Consider the following 23,038-nt stretch of genomic DNA (forward strand, 5'->3'; position numbering starts at 1 on the left):
AATTTATTTTAATATAAAAAATCTTGTAAAAAAGACATAATATCTATAGGTGTAAAAAACTACAAATCTAAAAATGTTGTTTATAAAGATTAAAATTAGAAATATTATAATAGGAAAATAAATAGATTTTAATGGGTGATTACAGATTACTTATTTTCGTATCCTTGTTTTAGAGGTATTTTTAGTATATTCTAAAACTATAGTTATAGATAGAAACATATAGATTATAAAATAAAAATAAGATTATGGAGGATTTTATTGTATAAATGAAAGATTACTATAAAATAGGAGAGATATCTAAAATATATGGAATTGGAAGAGATTCATTAATGTATTATGAAGAAATAGGTATTCTAAAGCCAGTTAGAGATGTAAATGGATATAGAATGTATAACATATCAGATATATGGAAACTAAATTTAATAAAAGAGTTTAGAAGTTTGAATTTTCCAATGAAAAAAATAAAAGAATATTTAGATGATAGAAGTATAGAGTCTACAAAGAGCATTTTAAATGAAGAGTTAGAATTAATTGATAAAAAAATATTTGAACTTATAAGTCATAAGGAAAATATTATAAAAAGATTAAGTTCAATTGAAAGTGTAATTCAAAATACAAAAATAGATGAGATAGAGGTTGTATATATAGAAAAAAGAAAAGCTTTAGAGTTAAATGCTGATATAAAAAGAGATGAGGATTTTGATTTTTTGATTCAAAAATTACAAAAAGAATACGAAGATAGATTTAATATACTTGGAAATAATAATATTGGTTCTGCTTTTTCTACTGAGGCAATCAGCAAAGGTATATTCAATGAGTTTAAATCTGTATTTTGTTTTTTAGAGAATAGTGAGGAAATATATAATATAGTTTTTGATGAGGGATATTATGTAACTTTAAACTATGCTGGAAGCAATTCTAATAATAAAATATATATGGAAAAGGTGTTTAAATTTATAAAAGAAAATAATTATAAAGTAATTGCTGCACCTATAGAAATATACAAGATAGATATACATGAGACTGGGATTGTAGAGGAATTTGTAACTGAAATTCAAGTACTTGTAACTAAATCGCTAGATTTCAACGAATTAGATGATAAATAGAGTGAAAAAATGCTAATTTGCCACCGATTTGCCACCGTATTATAAAATCGGTGGCAAATTATATTCTGAGACCTTCTAAAATATTTACTGTTTCACTTTCCATTTTATGTGTGACATGAGAGTAAGTATCCATTGTTGTAGTTATTTTACTGTGACCTAGACGCTTTTGTATATCTTTAATATTAGCACCATTTTCTAAAAGTAAAGTATCATGTGTATGTCTTAAACAATGAAAATTGAAATCAATATTTAAATCTTTATTTATTATTGCTATTGCCATGTCAATATCACCATAAGTTACAAATGAACCATCTTTTTTTCTGCATAACCAATTATATTCTGTTTTTTATACCATTTTCCTATTTTAACTTTCTGCTTCTTTTGATTTAGTTTTTCATCTTTTAATATTTTAGATAGAGTATCACCAATTTTAATATCTCTTATTGAAGAATTTGTTTTAGGGGGAGCTAATTCAAAATTGGAATCTTTTTTCCTTACCAAGTTTCTTCTAATTTTAATTATATTATTTTCTAAATCTATATCTTCCCAAAATAAGCCTAATACTTCACCTTTTCTCATACCTGTATAACGTTTTATATTAACTATGTGGACTTAAAATTAAAAATACTAAAAACACTTACTCAGGTAGGTGTTTTTTTATTGAGAGGATGTGATAATAATGTAAAAAATAATATATAGGAAAAATATGTAATAATATGTGTTATAATAATTATCACAATAAGATATAACTTACAATCTATAGAGTGGAGTTCATACAAAAGATTATCCTCCCAACATTGGTAAGGGAGGTGAATATGTATGGATAATTTTTTTATTAGCGTATTAGCTAGTTTAACAGCTAGTCTAATCTGTTACATAGTTTGTCTATGTATCAAAAAAATAAAAAGACACTCTGTGTGAGAGAGTGACTTAGATGTTGAGCTTAAATTTTCATTTAAGTCCAAAAAAAATAAGCATTAATCTGTTTAGAACTTCACTCTACTTCTAAATAGATTGTAGTTCTTCTTGCTTTTATTATACCACAATAAAAAAATTTTAACATTAATTATTGCCAGTTTTGACAATAATTAATGTTAATTTTTACAAAAAATGATAATGAATCTAAATTATTGAATAAATCTAATTGTAAAAACTGTAAATAAGAAAGCACTTACTTAAATGGTAGGTGCTTTTGTTTTACCAAATTATGCTATAATATTGTTTTAGATAAGTAATTTGTGGGGGATTTTATTATGGCAATGATAATAGTAGCAATAATATTAATGTTATTAGGAATAGTTATTTTTATAGGGTTTATGCCAGGAAGTTTAGTGCTTTTGGCATCATTAATAATTATTTATTTTGTTAGAAAAAAACAAAGAGTTATGTGTATTATATCTTATATGTTTCTTATTTTTACAATATATTTATATGCAGTTTGGGAAGATATAAACCCATATACAGAAGAAAAGATGGTTATTTTACAGGAACAACAAAAGAAAGAAGAATCAGAAAGAATCAGAAAACAAAAAGAAATAGACAAAGAAAAAAGTAATAAAAAATATGGAAAAAAAATCTCAGCAGAGGAATTAAAAACAAAATTAGAAGAATTAGTACCTCAAGAATATAAGGGTAGTCACTATAAAGCTGATGTAGTTGAGTCTGGACTTACTCAATTTTATTTAACAGTACAAAATGAGAAATTTGAAAATACTAAAGAATGTCAACTATTTATAAAATATATTACAGAAGAATTAAAGGATTTTAAGATAGATTGTTGCACTTTTGAATTTTATACTAAGGATGAGGGGGGTAAGTATAATAGGATTTATATTAAGTACTATAGAAAAGTACAAACTGGTGAAAAATCTGTATTAGATTTATATATTAGTGAAGATGATATTATGACTGAAGAAGAGGTTCAAAAGGGTATAGATGAAGCTAAAAAGAAAAATTATCAGAATTATGTAGACCCATTAGAACAAATAAAGAAACTAAAAGAGTTATTAGACTCAGGTGCAATTACACAGGAAGAATATAATAAAAAGAAAAAGGAATTATTAGAATAGATGATATAGTAAGCACTTACAAACATGTAGATGCTCTTAAATTGATAAATTATTCTATTTTAATTTTATGATATAATAAAAATATAGAAATTTTGCAGTGAGCGATATTCGTGATAAAGTAGGCTTTAACAGTTGCAATGTAAGGCATTGAGGTTGTGTGATAAGTGTTATCAATTGCATTACTTATAGTTCACTGCAAATTTGAGAGAGTTGTATATGTGTAAGTATTGAAAATGCTAAGTTTATTTTGGGATTTTATATTAACTAAGTGGTATGTAAAGAATTTGACATCAAGTTGTAATTCATTAAAAACTCTAGATTTTATATTAACTAAGTGGTATGTAAAGTCAGAACTCTCAGCGAAAACGGCAGGAGCATCCGCATTTTATATTAACTAAGTGGTATGTAAAGAAAACTGAGTAGATTGAATAGTCAAGCGAGATTAACAATTTTATATTAACTAAGTGGTATGTAAAGTAGTTTTTGACATTACTTTAGCTAATGCTAACTTCTCATTTTATATTAACTAAGTGGTATGTAAAGTAGCCATATGAAGTGATTTTCCCGAGCCGGGAGTTCCATTTTATATTAACTAAGTGGTATGTAAAGAGTAGCAATTTTCTTTTTTATTGAAGTTTTTTTCATTATTTTATATTAACTAAGTGGTATGTAAAGTCAACAGAACACCTACCAATCATTTGGTCAACAAAGATTTTATATTAACTAAGTGGTATGTAAAGATTTTAAAGGCTGGTACAGTTGGGCAAGAAAATATTGATTTTATATTAACTAAGTGGTATGTAAAGTCTTCTTTTAAGATAAACAGTAAAGTAATAGTAAATAGTTTTATACTAACTATGTGGATTTAAAATTAAAAATATCAAAGAACACTTGCTTAAATAGTAGGTGTTTTTTTAATTGAAAGGATATGATGATAATGTAAAAAGTAATAAATAGGTAAAATATGTTATAATATTTTTAGCAAGGAAAATAAAATTGAAAAGCTAAGGGTGATTTTCTCATATAAACGCCAAATTCCAATATAGGAAGGAGGTGAATTTATATGTTAATTAGCTTTTTATTGAGTATAGTAGCTGGTATTGTATCGGCTTTCATATATGATAAAATAAAAAATCACCCAAACGCCAATAAGGGTGATTTAAAGAAATAACTTTTAAATTCTAATCAATTAGAGAAATTCACCTTTTACAAAGTAAATTTTATCTCCTTGCCTTTATTATAGCATAAATTAGAAAAAATATGCAAATAAAGAAACAATGCTTATTAAATTTAATAGGCATTTTTTTATTTTAATATTAAAAAAGGAAGTGAATATATGGTAAGAAAATTGTGGTGTAGTATTTAAAAACAATTTAGAAAGGAAGTGATAACTTGGTAATAGACATATACCTAAAAAATGAAAAAGAAAAAATAGATTTTGATTTTCCAGTTAATCCACAAGATTCCTTATCTATTAAAAAAGAAAAAAGATTTGAAACTGTTGATATAGTGAATTTAGGTGAATTTGACATTAAAAAAGAAGGGGGAGAAGATAAGAGAAATATCATTCAAGACATTCTTACCCAATTTATATGATAATTCTTATTGTAGATATAGCGAGTTAAAAAATCCAATTTAAATAGTTGCAATGCTTGAAAAATGGGTAGACCAAGCTGAATCTCTAAGACTTATTATAACTGGTTTTGGCTACAATAGATTAGTTACAATATCTAGTTTTAGCAATACTCAAACAACAGGAAGAGAAGAAGATAGAGACATTAAAAAAAGAAATTAAAAGTAATACTAAAACAGATTTAAAAGATAATAGACCTAACAATAAAACTACTCCAAAAATATATACCATTTAGTATAGATGATATAAATAAAACTATGGAAAAAAATCTAGAGAACTTGAAAATAATAGTAACTAATATTTTAAACAAGTAACCAATTTTAAAATATTCAATACTTAAATACTAGGTATAGAAAAAGAAGGTGACAACTATCTCCAGTTGTTACCTTCTTTTTTTATATTTTCTTTCTCTAAGTTTTTCATTTTTCATACTTTCTAGTACTTCTAGAGCTGTTGTACAAAATTGTATATTATTTCTATAAGGTATAGCTATTGAAATTATTCCTTTATTAACTAAAATAGTAAGAATTACAATAAGTGCGAAGGTCATCGCCGATTTAATAAAATAATTGGCTATATCCGATAAATCAAATGTTAAATTAATCATTGTAGAAAAAAGAACAGCCATTATAGATATATACAAAGCAAATATAGGATTATTATTTTTTTGTAATTGCCCCTTAAGTCTAGTCTGTTCCATTTCTATATCTCGAATACTTTTATAGAATCCATTTCACTATAATGCTTATAAACCTTTAAATAATATTTTTTATAATTATTTAAGTTTTATTTGTTATCTTCAAGATATTTGTTACTTAAATCTTGTTTAACCTCTCCAAAATCCAGACTATTCCTCCTAGATTGTTATATAATATACTTTAAGTTATAGCATATTTAAGAGTTTATATCAGCAATTTGTCGAATGATTTTATATAAAGATAAATGATAATAATAGACTTAATCTTTATAAGGGATTGCTTTTTATACAGTTATATATATTTTTCTAATTAAATAATATAACACTGTTGTTATAATAACAGTTAATATCATTGCTATTATTGCAATTCCTAATTTTCTTGCAAATAAGCCGATTGCTATGTATTCAAGTCCTATTACATATCGATAAAGTACTTCCAGTTTAACAGTCTTTTTTCTATCTATATTTCCATACTTTAATTCTAATTTATCTAAATATTCATTACTACAAAAACCAATTTTATATTTAACTAAGAATATTATTGTAGTTAATATTATAATTCCTATTCCAATAAGTATAAGATAGGTATTCCAAATTTTCATAGAAAAGACCTCCTTTAAAATATAATTTCTTATGTATGTTGTTTATATTCTTTTGTAAATAGGAAAGGAAGATAAAATAATGATACAAATATAAGTCTCTCTAAAATAACGTAATAGTTAAGTGGGATTTCAGAACTATTACAAATAACATTTAAACTATTAATTAAAGCATGAATTACAGAACAAAACCATATATTTTTAGTTTTCATATAGACATAACCTAAAAATATAGAAAGTCCAATTCCATATATCAAATGAATTACACTTCCAAGTATCGGATTATTTGGACTATATAATGTAAATTGTAAAGGTAAGTGCCATAAACTCCAACAAATGCCTACCATTATAATTCCTATTCTTTTCCCAAATTTATTAAATAATATATTTTGGAGATAACATCTCCAACCATATTCTTCACATAAAAAATGATAAATATATATTAATGATGTTATAGGAACAAGGATATAATATAAAATACCATTATAGTTAAGTTGATTTTTACTTATTATTAATCCCAAAATAATTTGAGAAAATATAAAGTAGACAATTAATAAAATACCTATTCTTAGATTTTTTAGAAGATACAAATCTGTTGGTTTAGAAGAATAAATAATAACACATAAACTACTTATAAAGGTTAATACAATATTCATTATTGAGAATTCATTATTTGTTATTAACTTTAATAAATCAATAATAAATAATAAAAAGTACAAAAGGAAAAAAAATATTATCAATGAATAAAACTTATACCTATCATTAGTTTTTCCTTCTGTATAAAATTTTGCGATAGCAACAGAAGATAAGGGTAATATCATCATGAATAATCCAAAATTTTCTGAGTCAATAAATTCCTTGAAATACAATAGTAAACCCAATAAATAAGTCAGACCAAAAGTTATAGAAAAAAATATTATAACCTGAATTTTATTTCTTTTTGCTTCATCTTCAATATATATTGGATTTAACAAATTTATCCATTTTTCTTGTAAGTTCAATAGAAAAAACCTCCTTTAAGATATTATTTTCTTTTCATATACTCATCAACTCATATAATATTTATTTTCTTAATAAAAGTATAGCAACAGAACAAATATAAAGAGTGTCTAAAAAATTACAAATATTAACAAATAACATAAAACTTATAGTATAACCTGTAACAATAAAACGAACGAAAATTATCATACTAAAACATAAGAACTGTTATAATTGTATTAGATATATACATTAACATACACCAAAGCACTCTTTTTATAGGAGTGCTTATTTTTTTGAAATACATTAAGGTATTATAAAATCAATAACCTTACTCAACATATCTTAAAAACGATTTGAATAGGCCTTTTTAATAGAGTAAATATGATACAATAAAAAATAGAAGTGTATTGTAAATACACTTCTATAGTTGGAATTAAGCATTATTATATTGTTATATTTAAGATTTTGGTTCATTGTTAAGTAATGTTAGAATTATATTCATTTCACCTTGGGAAGAGTCTATCTTTATTGAATTTCCATAATCATTTGTTAATTTTTTTAAACCGCTTTGACTTATTTCTCCGTCTGGAATTATAATTAGCTGTAAGAACTCTTTTTCTCCACCGCTAGACATCAATGTATATGAGCCATTATAAGGCATACCTAAACCTTCTATGTTATTAGCTAGAGGGTCAACTTTAAGACCACCATTTACTACTATCTTTCCATCTTTTTTCACCCATGAAATTGTATTTCCATCAGTAAACTTAGATTTATCGGCATAATAACTAAGTGATGCACTTTTTATTGCAGTTACATCAGACTCTAACTTAGCTATTTTAGCCTTTTCTATATTTTTAAATAAAGCTGGGAGAGCTATTACTGCTAAGATACCTATTATAGCAACTACCACCAATAATTCCACCAGAGTAAATCCTCTTTTGATTTTCCATCTGCTGTTCTTCATTTACTCAGCCTCCTTATTATTAAAATAGATAATATATAAAATTATAACATTGGCATATTGTTATGACCTATATTTTACCATTAATGGATACAAAAGTCACTTTTTGTAATAATAGTTAATTAGTAAATATATATTTTAAAAAACAATTTAAGTAGCTTTTTTATAATGTAATAAAAAATTGTATTGGGTTCAAATTTTTTTCGACTTTATTAAAGGCGCGACAATGCCAAGAACACCAATGAATAGGTATTTTAACATTTTTCCAACTTGTATTTTTTAGGTGTTTACAAAGTATGAATTATCCAGAATCCCGCCCGATTCCCGCATGGATTTTATAAAGACCTGAAACACGATATAAGGATACGCAGAATAACTTGACAGATCCAATGTTTGAATTTAGAGTAAAAGAAAGAAGAGTGTTTACCTTTGGCATAGAAGGCGTACTCGGTAAATCACAATTTTCCTATTAAAAGTTAAATGTTAATATGCGTTGCTTGTAGCAACAGGCACTTCCTCATACAATAGTGGTGACACTAAAAGAAAGGAGGTTATCACTAATGTTAAGCGAAAACATTAAAGCAATCAGAAAATCAAAAGGGCTTTCACAAGAAGAACTTGCTATCAAGTTGAATATAGTGCGACAAACAATTTCTAAATGGGAGAAGGGATTGTCCGTTCCTGACTCTGATATGTTAATTTCTATATCAGAAGTGCTCGAAACACCTGTAAGCATTTTGCTTGGAGAAAATGTTATTGAGTCTAAGGTTGATGACTTAAAAGCGATTTCTGAAAAACTGGAGATTATAAACTTGCAGCTTGCACAAAGGAAGACCATGAAACAGAAAATGGTTCATTGGCTACTTATCTCATTGTGTGCGGTCATAGTAATAATTTCTGCTGTTCTAATAGCAATAAATAGTCCTTATTTGGGTTGGAATTATAGTGATCCTGAAACAGCCGTTTTCGGAGCAGCTTTTCACATATTTGAATGGCTGTTTGTTAGGTTAGCACCTATTATCCTTATCGGGGCAATCTTTGGAATTTTCTTGACACGAAAGGAAGTATAAAATTGTACTACTTTTGGGTATAGCTTAGACTTCAAACTATTAGTTTGTCGGTCGGTTGAAATGCGCCCTATTGGTAAAAGGTGCATTTCTTATTTTGCTATTTTCAATACTGGCAAGCAGGGCACAATGGTATACACTGTTGCGAGTTTGCTTATTTTCCTCATTAGAAGAGTATTATAGAAACTTAAAAGAATGATATGGTAAAAATTGGATGGATATATCTGGCTAAATTCTCTTGTTTGAGAAGGTTTATTGATGTAGAATTTGCATATACACAAATCGGCAGAGGAGTGCAGATTATGAAAATTAGTAAATTACCTGAAGCAGAATTAAAAGTCATGAAATTTATTTGGGAATCAGATAGAATATTGACATCAAGAGAAATTGTTGAGGTTATGGAGCAAAAGTATGAATGGAAAGATACAACTACATTTACAGTATTAAAAAGATTGCAAAGAAGAGAGTTTTTAGAAACAGAGAAAATAGATAAACATACTCACTATAATGTACTAGTAAAAGAAAAGCAATATTAGAGATTTGAAACAAGAGAATTTATAAAAAATATACATAAAAATTCAATTAAAAGTTTGATTTCAGCATTACATAAAGATGACGAGAATGTAGATGAAAAAAAACTAAATGAGTTAGAAGAATATTTTAAGAATTTGGAAGAAGATGATTAATAAAAAATATAGTATTATTTAATAAAAAAATGGAGTAGCAATTTTTTGCCACCCATTTGCCACCGAACTTACTATATAAAATTAACTATAAATAAACATAAATAAGATAAAATAAAAACATTGATTTAATGTCTGATATTTTAACGGTTTCAAAATAAATATAAATAAAACACTACAATTTGTAACTGGAATTCAAGTACTTGTAATTAAATAATTAAATTTTAATTGGTGATAAAATAATATGAAAATTCTGGATTAAATAATGTGAAAATAGACTAGTGATTATCTAGTCTATTTTTATTTGGTAAAATTTTACCCTTTACATTTTGTTCAAGTTTTATCTACAGTATATAATAGTAAAGTAATAAACTTACAATCAATAAAATAAAGAAGGTGTTTGTATGTATAAAATAGGTGAAGCTTCAAAAATAACTAAAATATCATCTAGAATGCTCAGATATTATGATAAAGAAAATATATTGAAACCTAGTCACATAGAAAATAATGGATATAGATACTATACAGAGGGAGACATTAATGTAATATCAAAAATCAAAAACTTAAGAAGGTATGAATTTACTTATGAAGAAATAAAAGATATATTCGATAATAATAAATATGAAAGTATAGATATATATATCAATAAGATTGAAGAATTAACAAAAAAGGTAAATACATATGGGTATTTAATTTCAGAAATAGAAGAAAAGGTGAAATTTAAAGATATAATCATAAATAATTATGATATTAATATTTGTGAACGACAATCAGTTAATACATTGTGCCAAAAAGCTATTATTAATTATAAGGATATAGGAGAATTTATAGAATCTTGCTATAATGAGATTTCAAAAAGCAAATCTAATAAAGTCGGATATTATTATGTAATGTTTTACAATAATGAAAATGTAGATGAAAACACATATGAAATAGAATATTATCAACCTATTATAGATAATAAAGATATAAAAGGATTTAATAATAAGGTAATTGAAAGCGGTACATATATTAATACAATATGTTATGGAGATTATGAAAATTTAACTGGTGCTTATTCTGCTTTGTACAAGTGGATTAAAAATAACGATTTTAAAATTAAAGGAAATTTTGTTGAAAAATACTTTGTAGACTCATTATTAACTCCATTTAGTTACGAATTTATAACAGAAGTATCTATAAAAGTTTCAAAAGATTAGTTGACCTTGACATTATGATAACCTTTATACTTGAAATATAAAAATAGAGGAGGTTATTATGAATAAGAGAATTTTAATGCTGGGATTATCACTACCATTATTATTGATGATAAGAGAATTTACAAAAGGATATGAAAACAAAACCATAAATCAAAATAATCAACAAAAGTATTATATGCCACTAGAAGATGAAGAACATGAAGGAACTTGGTTGCAATGGCCTCATAGTTATACTTATGGGAAAAAATATCAAAATGGAATAGAAGATGTATGGGTAAATATGACAAAGTCTTTAGTGAAAGGTGAGAATGTTCATATAGCAGTTTATAATAAAAGTGAAAAAGATAGAATAGAAAATTTACTGAAAAAAGAAAATATTGATATGAATTATATAGATTTTTATATTTATAAAACTGATGATGTTTGGATAAGAGATAATGGTCCTATATTTGTATATGATGAAAGCGATGAACTTGTAATATTAGATTGGGGATTTAATGGTTGGGGAAGAAAAGAACCATATAGTAAATCAAATCAAATTCCTAAAAATATAAGTGAAGACTTAGGAGTGAAAAGTATAAATTTAAAAGAAGTAGTTTTGGAGGGTGGAGCAATGGAACTTGATGGTGGTGGAACATTTCTAGCAACTAAAAGTTCTATAATAAATAAAAATAGAAATAAAAACTTAAGCCAAGGTGATATAGAAAAATATATAAGGAAATATTATGGTGTAGAAAAATTTATATGGTTAGATGGTGTGGTTGGAATAGATATAACAGACTTTCATATTGATGGATTTGCAAAATTTTATGATGAATCAACAATAATTACATTAAATGAAAAAGGATTGATAGATTGGGGTCTAAAACAAAACGATATTAATATATTATTGAATTTAACTAATGTAAAAGGAGAAAAGTATAATTATATATATCTACCACTTACACAAAATAATGTTAAATTAAAAAATGGAAAAAACTTAGAATATCAAGGTTCATATATGAATTTTTATATAGGTAATAAAGTTGTATTAGTTCCAAATTACAATGACCCAAATGATAAAGTTGCAAATCAGATTATACAAGATTTATATCCTGATAGAAAAGTAATAGGAATAGATATAAGAGAGTTGTATAAAGATGGTGGAATGATTCATTGTGTAACTCAACAACAGCCTATAGATATAGTTAAAAATAGAGAATAATAGAGTGTGATATGAATTGATATTGGCAGAGTATTTATGGACAAAAGATTCTTTAATAAGTAAAAGAAAAATTTAAGAGTTTAGAAGAAAATGATTAATAAGACACATTATTGTTTAACAAAGAAAAATGGAGTGGCAATTTTTTTGCCACCCATTTGCCACTACATTTTAAGATTGGTGGCAAATTGTATCATTATAGTTGTTTTTTATATTTCTAAAGTTTCTATAAGAGGGTTATCACTAAATAATTTTAATAAATTTGTTTTTTTGTATCCTTTAGGTAACTTAGTATATATAACTATTTCTAACCAATCTCCATCAAGACGTTTAATATTCATGTTTATAATTTCAATATTAGATTTCTTAAATTTCTCCTCAATGTACTCTATAGAATCAGTGCTATTAGAAATTTTGAGAGAAACTTGTTCTGCTGTAGGAAGTTTCATCCATTTCCTATCTCTATGGAGTAATATCTGTACAATAACAATGATAATACTTGAAACAATACCTAATAAATATAGTCCAGAGCCAATAGCAAGCCCTGTACCAGCTGTTGCCCATATACCAGCAGCTGTAGTAAGTCCACTTACTGATTGATTTCTAATAAATATTAATCCAGCTCCTAAGAAACCTATTCCACTAACAACTTGTGCTGCAACACGGGCTGGGTCTAGACCAATACCTGGAGTACCTACTATATCATTAAACCCATACTTAGAAACAATGATTATAAGTGCTGAACCTAATGCAACTATAAAATGAGTTCGTATTCCAGCTTCTTTTAGTCTATTTTTCCTTTCATATCCAATTAAAGCTCCACAGAAACCAGCAATAATGATTCTTGCTATATACCCAAATTGAATTAGTATATGATTATTCATTTGTCTAGCACCCCTTTCTATATAATATTATATATACTATAATACTACATTTTTTATGTGGATATAGTAAAGTTTAAAATTTATATAATAGTTATATATGAATATAAAATAGATAAGGGTATTTTATATATATAAAAATGGTAGAAAGTATCTAATTTTAAATGATTAAAAAGCATACTTAAATAGGTTAAGTTTGCTTTTTTTAATATGGTGAATATTTTTATTTATAACAACTAGACAAAAAAATATCTGTATTTTTTATATCTGCAAAACTATTCTGCAATGATGCCATGAATACTTGATGGACAGTGTTTGCATGAATTTCTACATCACACCAAGATAAATTTTTTGTTGTACAGGCATCATCTATAAGAGTTATGTCGTATCCCAATTTTTTTGCTGTTCTTACACTTGTATCAATGCACATATGACTCATCATCCCACAAATCACCAACTTAGTTATACTTTTTTTCTCAAGTACAGTGTGTAGGCTGGTTTGAAAAAAACTGTCTGGTGAATGTTTAATTATAATTTCTTCATTTGCCAGTGGAAAAACAGTTTCATTTATTTCTGAACCATAAGTGTGAGGAAGAAAAAAAGAAGCTGTTTTATCTGTTGATATATGTTGTACATGAATAACTGGTAAGTCATTTTTTCTAAAGAACAGCAATATTTTCTTTGCATTTTCAGCAGCTTTTTTTGGTTCAAATAATTCACATTTTCCGTTTTTAAAATAATCATTCTGAATATCAATTAGTATTAAAGCTATAGACATGTTTATACCTCCTATCTATCCTTATTATAATATTCATATAAAAAATGTAAATTACTTACTTTTTGGTATGTATAAAACTATTTATTATAACAAATTCCTTTGCTGTCTAGAACCCCTTGTTGACCGTTTTCAAGCATATATTCTATACCTATTTCTTGCATTATTTCCACAGCCTTTAACATTTTTTTACCACGGTCAGTAAGAAAATATTCAACATGTAATGGATAACCAGTTGAACTTATCTTATCAATGATACCAAATTCATGTAGTTCTTTTAATTGTTGAATTAACATTTTTTGATTTATTCCCAAAATACTATGTTCTAACTCAGAAAATGTCTTATTAGACTGTCTCAATTCAAATACAAGGATAGTTTTCCATTTTCCTTTGATTATGTCATGTACAATTTCAAGAGGACATGTGTATTCATCTCTTATTTTCATAATATATCACCCCCATAAAATGATAATAAATTATATCACTTGTATTGTGATATGACAAATGTATATGAATTGTATGTAAAGTTTATGGTTTATTAAGTTCTAAAATTCTTCTAGCGTAGTTCACATTTAATACACAAATAATTAGTAAGATATAAGTAAATAAACATATAAAATAACTACAGAAATTTAACTTTAAAATAATTTATGATAATTTAGAGGAGGAAAATATATGAATATATCAAGAAAAGCTATGAAAATAATAGAATTGGCACAAAGAATTGCAATTAAGAAAGGAATCTCAGTGGAAGAGGCTTGGAATGAAGCGATGACAGAATATAAAAATAAATATGAACATATTGCATAGACATTAAAAAATGTAATTTAATTAAAATATAAAAATGACATATAATATTTTAATTGTATACTTTTATAAGAAATTAATTAGCTTACAATTCTAAATTATTTTTGAAAAATTAAGAATATTTGGTGGAATATAATGGATTTAAATGATACTATAAATTATAAGGTATATCATTATTAATACAAAAGGAGGATATATACTTGATTGTAAAAATAGATAATACTTTAGAAAAAGAATTTTGGCAATATGTATCACATGAAGAAAGTCTAAACTTATTCATAATTGGATATGTTGAAAACTATGGGTTTAGCTCCTACTCTCAAGATATATGGTCTCAAATGAAAGGAGGAAATATAACTTCTATAATATTAAAGAATAAGTCAAAACTTATAATTTATAGTCTAAAAAATGACTTTGATGTAAAAGAGATGAAACATCATATAAAAGATTTGGATGTAGAAAGTATAAGTGGAAAAAAGTGTGTAATAGATAGGCTAATAAGCGAATATAAAGATTTTTATGAAAAACTAGATAATAAATTTTGTATATTAAAGGAAATAAAAGAAATAGATTTTTCTCACATGAAAGAGTATAAAATAGAAACAGCTCAGGAAAAAGATATTGATGAGATAGGAAAACTTTTAAATATCTCAGATTATAAAGTAAGTAAAAATTACATAGAAGAAAGAAAAGAGCATTTAAAAGAAGGAAATGTAAGAGCATATTTTATTAAAAATAATGATACTATGATTAGCACTGCATCAACTGGAATGGAAACTAGTTTTTTGGCAATGGTAGTATCTGTAAGTACAGATAAAGCATATAGAGGAAAAGGATTTGCAAGTTATATAGTTTACAATTTAAGTAAAGAATTATTGTTGGAAGGAAAAGTCCCATGTCTTTTTTATAACAATGATATAGCAGGTAAAATATATCAAAATATAGGATATAAAGAGATAAATGAATGGACAATTCTTTTTAAATAAATATAAAAAATAAAAAACTCCATTAGGAATTAAAGTATTTATAAATAGTTTTATTTTTACTCTAATTCATGATGGAGTTTTGTTGAAATAAAATATTATTTTTTATTACTTAGATAATCAAGTGTTTTAAGTTTATAACCTTCTTTTTCCCAATGTGTAAGTACTTCATCCAATATCTCAGTATTTGTTGATGAATTTGGATGTAGTAAAACTATTGCACCAGGATGTGTTCTTGAATAAATTTTGTTTTTAGCAAATTCATGAGTAGGTTGTTTCTTTTCATACCAATCTACATAAGCAAAACTCCAAAATATAGATTTATATCCTAAATCTTTTGTATATTTCAAAGATTGCTCACTGAATTTACCCATTGGAGGTCTAAAATATTTGGGCATTTCTTTTCCAGTAACATCTTTATATGCCTTTTCTACACTTGTAATTTCTTCTTTGAATTTTTCAAAATCTGTAATACCTGCCATTGATGGATGACTTTTTGAATGATTACAAACTAAATGACCTTCTTTTTCCATACGTTTTACTAAATCTGGATTGCTTTTTATATAACTTTCAACTACGAAAAACTGTGCTTTAGCATTATGTTTTTTTAATGTATCTAATAACTTTGGAGTGTTCCCACTTTCATATCCAGCATCAAATGATAGATATATAACTTTCTCATTAGGATTTCCTACATAGTAAGAATCATATTTTTTAAAAAAAGTTGCTTCTTTTATAGGAGATGGCTGCTTACCATCCTCTCTAGGGTTAAAATACCAATCATATTCATGTGTATCGAGTGTTGGGCTAGAAATTTGAGTTTTTGTCTTATCTAATGATTTAAAGTTTACACTAGCGATTCCCAAAAGTATTAGAGCAAATGTTCCTATCAGAATGTATTTTTTTAGGCTATCTTTTTTCACAATTTCACCTCTTATTTAAAATTTCAAGTGCATTTCTTACAATATAGTTTGAATATTTATAGTTAAAAATATTCATATATACAGATAATAAATTAAAGAAATTTGTTGTAAGATATATAAAATTAATATTAATTATATTAAATAAAGTACATATAAATGATAAAATATAAAGAGCAATTATTGTAAATAAGTTAGACTTGTTTAACTTGAAGGGATATAAAAATGGATAATATAATAAGTATGTTGAATAATGTTGTTTTTTTAGATATAGAAATTAGTGGATTAGATTATTTAAATTCAGAAATTTTAGAAGTTGGAGCTGTTAAGGTTAAAGATTGGAAGATAGATACATATCAATCATTAATAAAAAATAAATATGATGTACCTATAGAAGTATTTTCACTATGTAGTAATTTAAATAAAAGTGATTTAGAAATAGCTCATGATATAGAAAAAGTAGAAGATGAACTTATAAATTTTGTAGAAGATAGTTTGATTATATGTCATGATTTAAGTTTGAAAAAAAAGTTTTTTGAGTATCATATGCCAAAGTTAAAAAATAAGTTTATTGATTTAATTGAATTAGCAGTTATTTTAGAACCATATCATAAAGAGTATAGTCTAGAGTATTTAAAAAATAATTTGACTGCTTGCGATTCTAAAATAAAAAATAGAGCTCTATCAGATGTATTTGATATCATAAATATTTTAAATTGTCTCCTAGTAAGATTTAATAATTATGAGAAAAGTACTTTAGAGCCATTGAGTTTTAAAGTAAATTCTTATCTTAAGAAGTTTAATCTTTCAACCTGGGAATGGAGTAAATTTTTAGAGGATGCAAACTCTGATTTATCAAATAATATAAATATTAAAAAAGAATATAAGAAGCCTAACTCAAAAGAAGAGAAGAAAAAAGAAAGAGAAACATTAAAAATTTTAAATGAAGAGAAAAATAATTATGAAGAACTATTGAGATACAAGACCATATGGGAGAATAAAGAAGGATTTACATATGAGTATAGAACAGGTCAGTATGAGCTTACTAAAATGATAAGAGAGTTGTTTAAAAATAGTGAAGATGATGAAAAAATTGCATGTATAGAAGCACCAACTGGTATAGGTAAAAGTGTAGGGTATTTATTGCCAGCGATATTAGAATCTAGAATTAATAAGAAAAGGTTGTTAATTTCTACTGATACAAAGGAATTGCAGATACAATTAATAAATAAAGACATTCCAAATGTGTTAGACTCTTTAGGGTTAAATGGAAAAGTAAGTTATGGGTATATAAAAGGAAAAAATAACTATATTTGCATAGATAGATTGGAAGCATATATAGCAGACTACGAATCTCAAGAGCCTACTAAGGGAGAAATATTATCTTTGATATTTTTAGAGAGATTAGTTGAAGGTGGTAAACATGGAGATATAGAAGAAATAAATTACTGGGTGTTGGATAATTTTAAGGAAATAAATGTACACTTGAGAAATATAAGCTGTGACCCAAATATGTGTAGACCTAAAAAGTGTAAAAAAGATTGCCTATATAAGAAAAGAACAGAAGAATTGAAAGAAGAACATATAACAGTAGTAAACCATTCTTTATTAGCTAAATGGCCATATAAAGATGAAAAACCTCTAGAAAATATAATAGTAGATGAAGCACATAATTTGACTGAAAAAGGATATGATTTCTTTTCAAGCATTATAAATTCAAAATCTTTAAGATATTTATTGCAAGAAATTTATCCATATGAATTCATTCAAGATAGTAGCTTCATATATAAAAAATATAGTAAAAATATGAGAAAAATAAAGGCTTTTGATAAATTTTATCATGTATTAAAAATTGAAAGAAAAGATAAACAAAAAATTGCTAGAAGTATAAATCTTATTCTTGAAGAGATAGATTCAATATTAGACTTTGGTAGTTGTAATGAATATAATAGTGTAAGTAATTATAATTTAAGATGGGAATTAAATCTGCAAATAGATGAAATTGTGGGAAAACTAAAAAAAGATGGTATAGATACTGAAATAAGTTATAGATTGTATAGTGAAAAGATAAAATCAAGTTGTGAAAAAATAATAAAAAATTTAGTTGCAATAATAATAACAATTTATAGAAATATTGATGATGATAGTATAGATAAAGAAACTGACATATATAAATTTGGAAAAGCAAAGGCGAGAGACTTAGAGGATATAAAGATTATATTTGAAATATTTTTAGAGTATGATGAAAAGGATGATTATGCAAGGATAGTTGAAATTGAGAAGAATTATAATGATTTTGAATTTAGAGTAGTTCCATTAAAAATAGCAGATTTATTTGAAGAAAATATCTTATCTCAGTTAGAAAAAGGAATATTTTTATCTGCAACCTTGAGTTTATCTGAAAATATGTCTTATTTTAAAAATACATTAGGAATAGACAGAGTTAAGAATGTAGAAAAGATTATAGAACCAATTTTTGATTATAAAAATATGGTATCTGTAGTTGCCTTTTCTGATATATGTGAATACAGGAATACTGAATTTCCAAATGAAATGAGTAAAATCATATCTAATATATCACAAATTACAGAAGGTCATACATTGGCTCTTTTTAATAGTAAAGATAGACAGGAAAAGACTTATGAAATATTGAAAAAATATTTACATGGTTTTAATTTAGAAATTTATGCTGATAAAAAAGGGATTAGACATCTTAATGATTTGAATCGAAAGTGTGTTGTACTTGGTTCAAAAGGATGTTTTGAAGGTGTAGATATTCCAGGAGATGGTCTAGTATGTGTAACTTTAGACAAGCTTCCAAATCTAAATCCAAAAGACCCTTTGTATTTTACTATAATGAAGAAGTATAATATAGATTACTACACTATAAATTATCCACAAATGACAATCAAGGTAAAACAAGCTATGGGGAGAATTTTAAGAAGTAAATATGATTATGGATGTTTTGTGATTTTTGATGCAGGAACCAATATAAGTGTACTAAAGAGGTTGGAGAAAGATTTGCATGGTTGTAAAATTTCTAAAATGAATAGTAATGAATTTTATACCTATATAAAGCATCATTTAAATAAATCTAGAAGTTTAATCCTAAAATCTGTTATATTTGACACTGTAAAAGCACTAAATGTTGATGCTAGAATAGATAAGAATGATGTTGATAAAGATATAATAAGAAAAGATATGAATGAAAATATAAGACAAAGAGCTATAAAAGGGGAAGTGTATTATATAGATATTATAAATAAAGATATGAAAGTAAAGTATTTTGATAGGAACTATCTGATAAATCTAGATATATTTATGAGAGAAGAACATAAAAACTAAAGGTGGGAGTGATATATTTGGCAAAACAAAAGTTTTATGCTGTAAAAAAGGGTAAAAATATAGGTGTATATAATACATGGGATGAGTGCAAAAAGCAGGTAAACGGATTTTCAGGAGCTGAATATAAGAGTTTTCCTACTTTACAAGAAGCAAAAGAATATATTTATGGTTCAAAAAAAACTAGCTTTAAAGAAGATGAAGAATTTATAGAGGCATATGTAGATGGAAGCTATGAACATTCAATAAAGATGTATGGTTCAGGTGTTGTGATTTTAAAACATAATGAAGTTATAAAAACATATAGTGAAAAAGGAAAAGATGAAACTCTTGTAGGAATGAGAAATGTAGCTGGAGAAATAGAAGCTTCTAAAATTGCGATGCAATATTGTCTAGAGAATAATATTCAAAATTTGATTTTATATTTTGATTATGAAGGTATAGAAAAGTGGTGTACTGGAGTTTGGAAAACGAATAAAGAAGGAACTATAGCATATAAAAATTTCTATAATAGTATTAAAACTAAACTAAATGTAAAATTTACAAAAGTCAAAGCACATTCTGGAGACCAATATAATGAGGAAGCTGACAAATTGGCTAAAAAAGCTATTGGGATATAATAAAATATTATTGATATATAATAAGATGTTGTAGGAGTATATTTAAACTCTTAACTCATAATTAAAAAGCAGAATTGTATTATTAGAAAATAAGTATCTAATTTATAAATAACTAATCAGTATTATTAATTAGACAAAGTTTATTTAATATAATACAATCTGCTTTTTTGTATAACAAAACTATAAAATTTCCTTACATTATATTAGAACTGACCATAGATACCTTCAAGTTCATCTTTTAATACATCAGGGTCATTTATACCAATGGACATAGTTCTAGCCAATATATTTGCTTGGTCATAAGTTGATGTCCATGAGAATACGCCACCTAGACAATTTCTAAGAACATATTGAGTTTTTAAGAATATAGATAAAGAATCGTCATAGGACATTGCAAACTCTCCATCCTTAACTAAATATGGAACTTGAGCAACATTGTCAAATCTATATTCATATCCATTTTTATTTATATAATCTCTTCTAAGTTCATCGTAAGTTCTTGTTATAGTAGCACCTAATCTTCCATAAAATGGAATACCAAGAAGTATTTTTTCAGAAGGCATTCCAGCATTTTCGAGATTTCTTACCATTATATCAACGCTATATCCTGGTAAAGATAAATCCGATTCAAAAAGATTTGCTTGATGTTTTCTACCATTTGGACCTGTTTCACCTGCTGTAAAATCATAACTCATAAGATTAAAATAATCTATTATTGGAGCTATTTTATCTATTTCAGCACTTGAATTTATATACCCTCTATCTCCCGTTCCAGCCACACTAAGCCATTTTTCATCTCCTATAACATCTCTTATGGCTGTTAATAAAAGTGTAAAGTTTTCTCTATCCTCAGGTCTTGATACTATTCCAGATGCACTACTTCCAGGATATTCCCAGTCTATATCAACTCCATCTAAAGCATATTCATTTATCATCTGATTAACCTGTCTTGCAAAATTGTATCTGGATGTAGGAGTTAATGCTGCATCAGAGAAGCCTTCAGCTCCCCAACCTCCAATAGCTACAATTACTTTTAAACTAGGCTTTTCAGCTTTAAGAGCAAGTAATTGATTTAAAAATCTAGGATAAGGGATAAATAAATTACCAGACTGGTCTATCTCTGCAAAAGCAAAGATAACTGCATCTAATAGTTGAGCATCTACATTAGTTGGATTACCAAGAACATATTCTACCACAATTGGATTTATATCTGGACAATTTGCATTTTCAACTATTGGATTGTATGGGTCTGTTATTTGTGGTCTAACTAATTTTTTTGAATCCTTCAAAGTCTTCATAGCTATTTTCTTAGTATTTTTTTCACTAGTATAATCATAGTTTTTATAATTTTCTTTATAGAAATCCTCATAACTACTATCTTCTTTATCATAGTTATAATTCATTACATCACAAGATTTATCTTTAAGCTTATTTTGTTTAGAGTTACAAGTTTTATTGGTATTTTTAGTGTGCTTTTGTTCACAGTTAAAATCTTTTTTAGTATCATTACTGTGTTCTTCCTTACAATCGTGAGTTTTGTGCATGTAGTCAGTATTTTTGTCTTCACAATCACCTTTATTTTCAATATTTTTAGTATGTTCTGTATTCCAGCTACAAGTATTATCAATTTTCTTGTTTAATTCTTCGTCATTATAATTATCTGGTACAAAACATAAGTACCAATCCATGCAGGAATATTTCTTATTACAGCTGTTAACCCTGTTTTTTAATTCTTTATAGTTTTTAGGATATGGTAAAATCACTGGCATACCAGGGAACCAGTTTGCAGGTGTAACTATGTTGTCTCTGTCGCTAGTTTGAAGAGCATCTACTATTCTAAGTATTTCTGGAATATTTCTTCCTGTAGTAAGTGGATAATAAAGAATCGTTCTCAAAATTTGATTATTATCTATAATAAATACAGAACGAACAGTTGATGTATCACTCATTGGTTTTGATATCATACCATATAACTTTGCAATTCTCATATCTCTATCTTCTATAATAGGAAATGGAATTTCTACACCTGTAAGCAAAGAAATATTGTACATCCAAGCTAGATGTGAACTGTTACTATCGACGCTTAGACCAATTAACTCTGTATTTCTTTTTTTGAACTCGTCATAATATTTAGCAAAGCACAAAAATTCTGTAGTGCAAACTGGTGTAAAATCACCAGGATGTGAAAATAAAACAATCCAATTACCTTTATAATCAGAGAGTCTAATAGGGCCGTTTGTTGTATTGGCTTTAAAATCAGGAGCCTTTGATCCTAAACTTGGCAAATTTGGCATGTAAATCACCCCTCAATAAATTATCATTTATTTTATTCTATTAATTAATACAGATTAGTGTTACTACTTTATTAAAAATTAACGAATCCTAATGTCAAAAAAAGATATTTATTAAAAATATTTAATATATTCCTAATATAAATGACAATAGTAATTGCTATTTTTTTACTAATTTGGTATAGTAATGGATAAGGGGTAGTGTCAATATTAGTGATTA

At 26.0% G+C, this 23,038-nt stretch carries 22 protein-coding genes, 1 pseudogene and 1 CRISPR repeat array; of the genes and pseudogenes, 12 read left to right on the forward strand and 11 right to left on the reverse strand.

Going from position 1 to position 23,038, the window contains the following annotated elements; all coding sequences use genetic code 11:
- The first annotated feature begins 266 nt into the window (after positions 1–266).
- Entirely contained in the window at positions 267–1,106 is an 840-nt protein-coding gene (locus tag KGF38_RS14450; protein ID WP_074178959.1) for a MerR family transcriptional regulator, read from the forward strand.
- Between the two features lie 58 nt (positions 1,107–1,164).
- Here the strand turns inward: KGF38_RS14450 and KGF38_RS20415 are convergent, their stop codons facing one another.
- On the reverse strand, positions 1,165–1,386 hold the full coding sequence (locus KGF38_RS20415; RefSeq protein WP_074178960.1) for a tyrosine-type recombinase/integrase: 222 nt from the start codon (positions 1,384–1,386) through the stop codon (positions 1,165–1,167).
- Between the two features lie 17 nt (positions 1,387–1,403).
- Positions 1,404–1,712 carry a tyrosine-type recombinase/integrase gene (locus KGF38_RS20420; RefSeq protein WP_413926759.1) on the reverse strand — a complete coding sequence of 103 codons (309 nt, stop codon included), beginning with the start codon at positions 1,710–1,712 and terminating at the stop codon, positions 1,404–1,406.
- 647 nt (positions 1,713–2,359) lie between these two features.
- Here KGF38_RS20420 and KGF38_RS14460 point away from each other — a divergent pair.
- From KGF38_RS14460 to KGF38_RS14470, 3 genes are all read left to right on the forward strand, one after another.
- Complete coding sequence (locus tag KGF38_RS14460; RefSeq protein WP_079770260.1) at positions 2,360–3,175, forward strand: SHOCT domain-containing protein; 816 nt, start codon at positions 2,360–2,362, stop codon at positions 3,173–3,175.
- A gap of 252 nt (positions 3,176–3,427) precedes the next feature.
- Positions 3,428–3,981: a CRISPR direct-repeat array (repeat unit 29 nt; unit sequence ATTTTATATTAACTAAGTGGTATGTAAAG).
- Between the two features lie 586 nt (positions 3,982–4,567).
- Complete coding sequence (locus KGF38_RS14465; RefSeq protein WP_227832481.1) at positions 4,568–4,771, forward strand: hypothetical protein; 204 nt, start codon at positions 4,568–4,570, stop codon at positions 4,769–4,771.
- A gap of 52 nt (positions 4,772–4,823) precedes the next feature.
- Positions 4,824–4,970 (forward strand): hypothetical protein, encoded by a 147-nt coding sequence (locus tag KGF38_RS14470; protein WP_227832482.1) that lies wholly within the window; start codon positions 4,824–4,826, stop codon positions 4,968–4,970.
- A 220-nt stretch (positions 4,971–5,190) separates the two neighbouring features.
- On the opposite strand, the gene KGF38_RS14475 is transcribed toward KGF38_RS14470, so the two are convergent.
- The 4 genes from KGF38_RS14475 to KGF38_RS14490 all read right to left on the reverse strand — a co-directional run bounded on the left by KGF38_RS14475 (position 5,191) and on the right by KGF38_RS14490 (position 8,052).
- Positions 5,191–5,508 carry a hypothetical protein gene (locus KGF38_RS14475; protein WP_227832483.1) on the reverse strand — a complete coding sequence of 106 codons (318 nt, stop codon included), beginning with the start codon at positions 5,506–5,508 and terminating at the stop codon, positions 5,191–5,193.
- 281 nt (positions 5,509–5,789) lie between these two features.
- A complete protein-coding gene (locus KGF38_RS14480) occupies positions 5,790–6,107 on the reverse strand; it encodes a hypothetical protein (RefSeq protein ID WP_074178962.1) in 318 nt (105 codons plus the stop codon).
- Positions 6,108–6,136: 29 nt separating this feature from the next.
- Entirely contained in the window at positions 6,137–7,105 is a 969-nt protein-coding gene (locus KGF38_RS14485) for a CPBP family intramembrane glutamic endopeptidase (RefSeq protein ID WP_054276389.1), read from the reverse strand.
- A 437-nt stretch (positions 7,106–7,542) separates the two neighbouring features.
- The gene (locus KGF38_RS14490) at positions 7,543–8,052 is read right to left on the reverse strand and encodes a prepilin-type N-terminal cleavage/methylation domain-containing protein (protein WP_074178963.1); all 510 of its coding nucleotides are present in this window, start codon (positions 8,050–8,052) and stop codon (positions 7,543–7,545) included.
- 557 nt (positions 8,053–8,609) lie between these two features.
- Here KGF38_RS14490 and KGF38_RS14495 point away from each other — a divergent pair.
- The 4 genes and pseudogenes from KGF38_RS14495 to KGF38_RS14510 all read left to right on the forward strand — a co-directional run bounded on the left by KGF38_RS14495 (position 8,610) and on the right by KGF38_RS14510 (position 12,202).
- Complete coding sequence (locus KGF38_RS14495) at positions 8,610–9,119, forward strand: helix-turn-helix domain-containing protein (protein ID WP_074178964.1); 510 nt, start codon at positions 8,610–8,612, stop codon at positions 9,117–9,119.
- A gap of 299 nt (positions 9,120–9,418) precedes the next feature.
- Positions 9,419–9,802: pseudogene (locus KGF38_RS14500) on the forward strand (BlaI/MecI/CopY family transcriptional regulator).
- A gap of 401 nt (positions 9,803–10,203) precedes the next feature.
- A complete protein-coding gene (locus KGF38_RS14505) occupies positions 10,204–10,998 on the forward strand; it encodes a MerR family transcriptional regulator (RefSeq protein WP_074178965.1) in 795 nt (264 codons plus the stop codon).
- A gap of 58 nt (positions 10,999–11,056) precedes the next feature.
- The gene (locus KGF38_RS14510) at positions 11,057–12,202 is read left to right on the forward strand and encodes an agmatine/peptidylarginine deiminase (RefSeq protein WP_079770261.1); all 1,146 of its coding nucleotides are present in this window, start codon (positions 11,057–11,059) and stop codon (positions 12,200–12,202) included.
- 206 nt (positions 12,203–12,408) lie between these two features.
- Here the strand turns inward: KGF38_RS14510 and KGF38_RS14515 are convergent, their stop codons facing one another.
- The 3 genes from KGF38_RS14515 to KGF38_RS14525 form a co-directional block, all read right to left on the reverse strand.
- Positions 12,409–13,083, reverse strand: a complete 675-nt coding sequence (locus KGF38_RS14515) for an MgtC/SapB family protein (RefSeq protein WP_054269910.1) — start codon at positions 13,081–13,083, stop codon at positions 12,409–12,411.
- A gap of 220 nt (positions 13,084–13,303) precedes the next feature.
- Positions 13,304–13,858, reverse strand: a complete 555-nt coding sequence (locus KGF38_RS14520) for a cysteine hydrolase family protein (protein WP_074178967.1) — start codon at positions 13,856–13,858, stop codon at positions 13,304–13,306.
- A gap of 77 nt (positions 13,859–13,935) precedes the next feature.
- Positions 13,936–14,301 (reverse strand): winged helix-turn-helix transcriptional regulator, encoded by a 366-nt coding sequence (locus KGF38_RS14525; RefSeq protein WP_074178968.1) that lies wholly within the window; start codon positions 14,299–14,301, stop codon positions 13,936–13,938.
- A 229-nt stretch (positions 14,302–14,530) separates the two neighbouring features.
- On the opposite strand from KGF38_RS14525, the gene KGF38_RS20425 reads away from it, so the two are divergent.
- Both KGF38_RS20425 and KGF38_RS14530 read left to right on the forward strand, forming a co-directional pair.
- Positions 14,531–14,665 (forward strand): hypothetical protein, encoded by a 135-nt coding sequence (locus tag KGF38_RS20425; RefSeq protein WP_054269913.1) that lies wholly within the window; start codon positions 14,531–14,533, stop codon positions 14,663–14,665.
- Between the two features lie 197 nt (positions 14,666–14,862).
- On the forward strand, positions 14,863–15,648 hold the full coding sequence (locus tag KGF38_RS14530) for a GNAT family N-acetyltransferase (RefSeq protein WP_054276397.1): 786 nt from the start codon (positions 14,863–14,865) through the stop codon (positions 15,646–15,648).
- 95 nt (positions 15,649–15,743) lie between these two features.
- Here KGF38_RS14530 and pdaA read toward each other — a convergent pair whose 3' ends face one another.
- On the reverse strand, positions 15,744–16,568 hold the full coding sequence (gene pdaA / locus KGF38_RS14535) for a delta-lactam-biosynthetic de-N-acetylase (RefSeq protein ID WP_054269915.1): 825 nt from the start codon (positions 16,566–16,568) through the stop codon (positions 15,744–15,746).
- 222 nt (positions 16,569–16,790) lie between these two features.
- Here pdaA and KGF38_RS14540 point away from each other — a divergent pair, with 222 nt between their 5' ends.
- Both KGF38_RS14540 and KGF38_RS14545 read left to right on the forward strand, forming a co-directional pair.
- Positions 16,791–19,910, forward strand: a complete 3,120-nt coding sequence (locus KGF38_RS14540) for a helicase C-terminal domain-containing protein (RefSeq protein ID WP_074178969.1) — start codon at positions 16,791–16,793, stop codon at positions 19,908–19,910.
- A gap of 17 nt (positions 19,911–19,927) precedes the next feature.
- Positions 19,928–20,527, forward strand: a complete 600-nt coding sequence (locus KGF38_RS14545) for a viroplasmin family protein (RefSeq protein ID WP_074178970.1) — start codon at positions 19,928–19,930, stop codon at positions 20,525–20,527.
- 203 nt (positions 20,528–20,730) lie between these two features.
- On the opposite strand, the gene KGF38_RS14550 is transcribed toward KGF38_RS14545, so the two are convergent.
- Positions 20,731–22,821: a peroxiredoxin gene (locus tag KGF38_RS14550; protein ID WP_176702479.1), complete on the reverse strand. Its 2,091-nt coding sequence runs from the start codon at positions 22,819–22,821 to the stop codon at positions 20,731–20,733.
- Positions 22,822–23,038 lie beyond the last annotated feature (217 nt).

The sequence above is a fragment of the Clostridioides sp. ZZV14-6387 genome, assembly GCF_020657835.1.
Taxonomy (GTDB): Bacteria; Bacillota; Clostridia; order Peptostreptococcales; family Peptostreptococcaceae; genus Clostridioides; species Clostridioides difficile_A.

Bases quoted from the DNA above. Each gene is read 5' to 3' on its own strand.
- KGF38_RS14450 (WP_074178959.1), top strand. From the start codon at position 267: ATGAAAGATTACTATAAAATAGGAGAGATATCTAAAATATATGGAATT.
- KGF38_RS20415 (WP_074178960.1), bottom strand. From the start codon at position 1,386: ATGGCAATAGCAATAATAAATAAAGATTTAAATATTGATTTCAATTTT.
- KGF38_RS14460 (WP_079770260.1), top strand. From the start codon at position 2,360: ATGGCAATGATAATAGTAGCAATAATATTAATGTTATTAGGAATAGTT.
- KGF38_RS14470 (WP_227832482.1), top strand. From the start codon at position 4,824: ATGCTTGAAAAATGGGTAGACCAAGCTGAATCTCTAAGACTTATTATA.
- KGF38_RS14475 (WP_227832483.1), bottom strand. From the start codon at position 5,508: ATGGAACAGACTAGACTTAAGGGGCAATTACAAAAAAATAATAATCCT.
- KGF38_RS14480 (WP_074178962.1), bottom strand. From the start codon at position 6,107: ATGAAAATTTGGAATACCTATCTTATACTTATTGGAATAGGAATTATA.
- KGF38_RS14490 (WP_074178963.1), bottom strand. From the start codon at position 8,052: ATGAAGAACAGCAGATGGAAAATCAAAAGAGGATTTACTCTGGTGGAA.
- KGF38_RS14495 (WP_074178964.1), top strand. From the start codon at position 8,610: ATGTTAAGCGAAAACATTAAAGCAATCAGAAAATCAAAAGGGCTTTCA.
- KGF38_RS14505 (WP_074178965.1), top strand. From the start codon at position 10,204: ATGTATAAAATAGGTGAAGCTTCAAAAATAACTAAAATATCATCTAGA.
- KGF38_RS14510 (WP_079770261.1), top strand. From the start codon at position 11,057: ATGAATAAGAGAATTTTAATGCTGGGATTATCACTACCATTATTATTG.
- KGF38_RS14515 (WP_054269910.1), bottom strand. From the start codon at position 13,083: ATGAATAATCATATACTAATTCAATTTGGGTATATAGCAAGAATCATT.
- KGF38_RS14520 (WP_074178967.1), bottom strand. From the start codon at position 13,858: ATGTCTATAGCTTTAATACTAATTGATATTCAGAATGATTATTTTAAA.
- KGF38_RS14525 (WP_074178968.1), bottom strand. From the start codon at position 14,301: ATGAAAATAAGAGATGAATACACATGTCCTCTTGAAATTGTACATGAC.
- KGF38_RS20425 (WP_054269913.1), top strand. From the start codon at position 14,531: ATGAATATATCAAGAAAAGCTATGAAAATAATAGAATTGGCACAAAGA.
- KGF38_RS14540 (WP_074178969.1), top strand. From the start codon at position 16,791: ATGGATAATATAATAAGTATGTTGAATAATGTTGTTTTTTTAGATATA.
- KGF38_RS14550 (WP_176702479.1), bottom strand. From the start codon at position 22,821: ATGCCAAATTTGCCAAGTTTAGGATCAAAGGCTCCTGATTTTAAAGCC.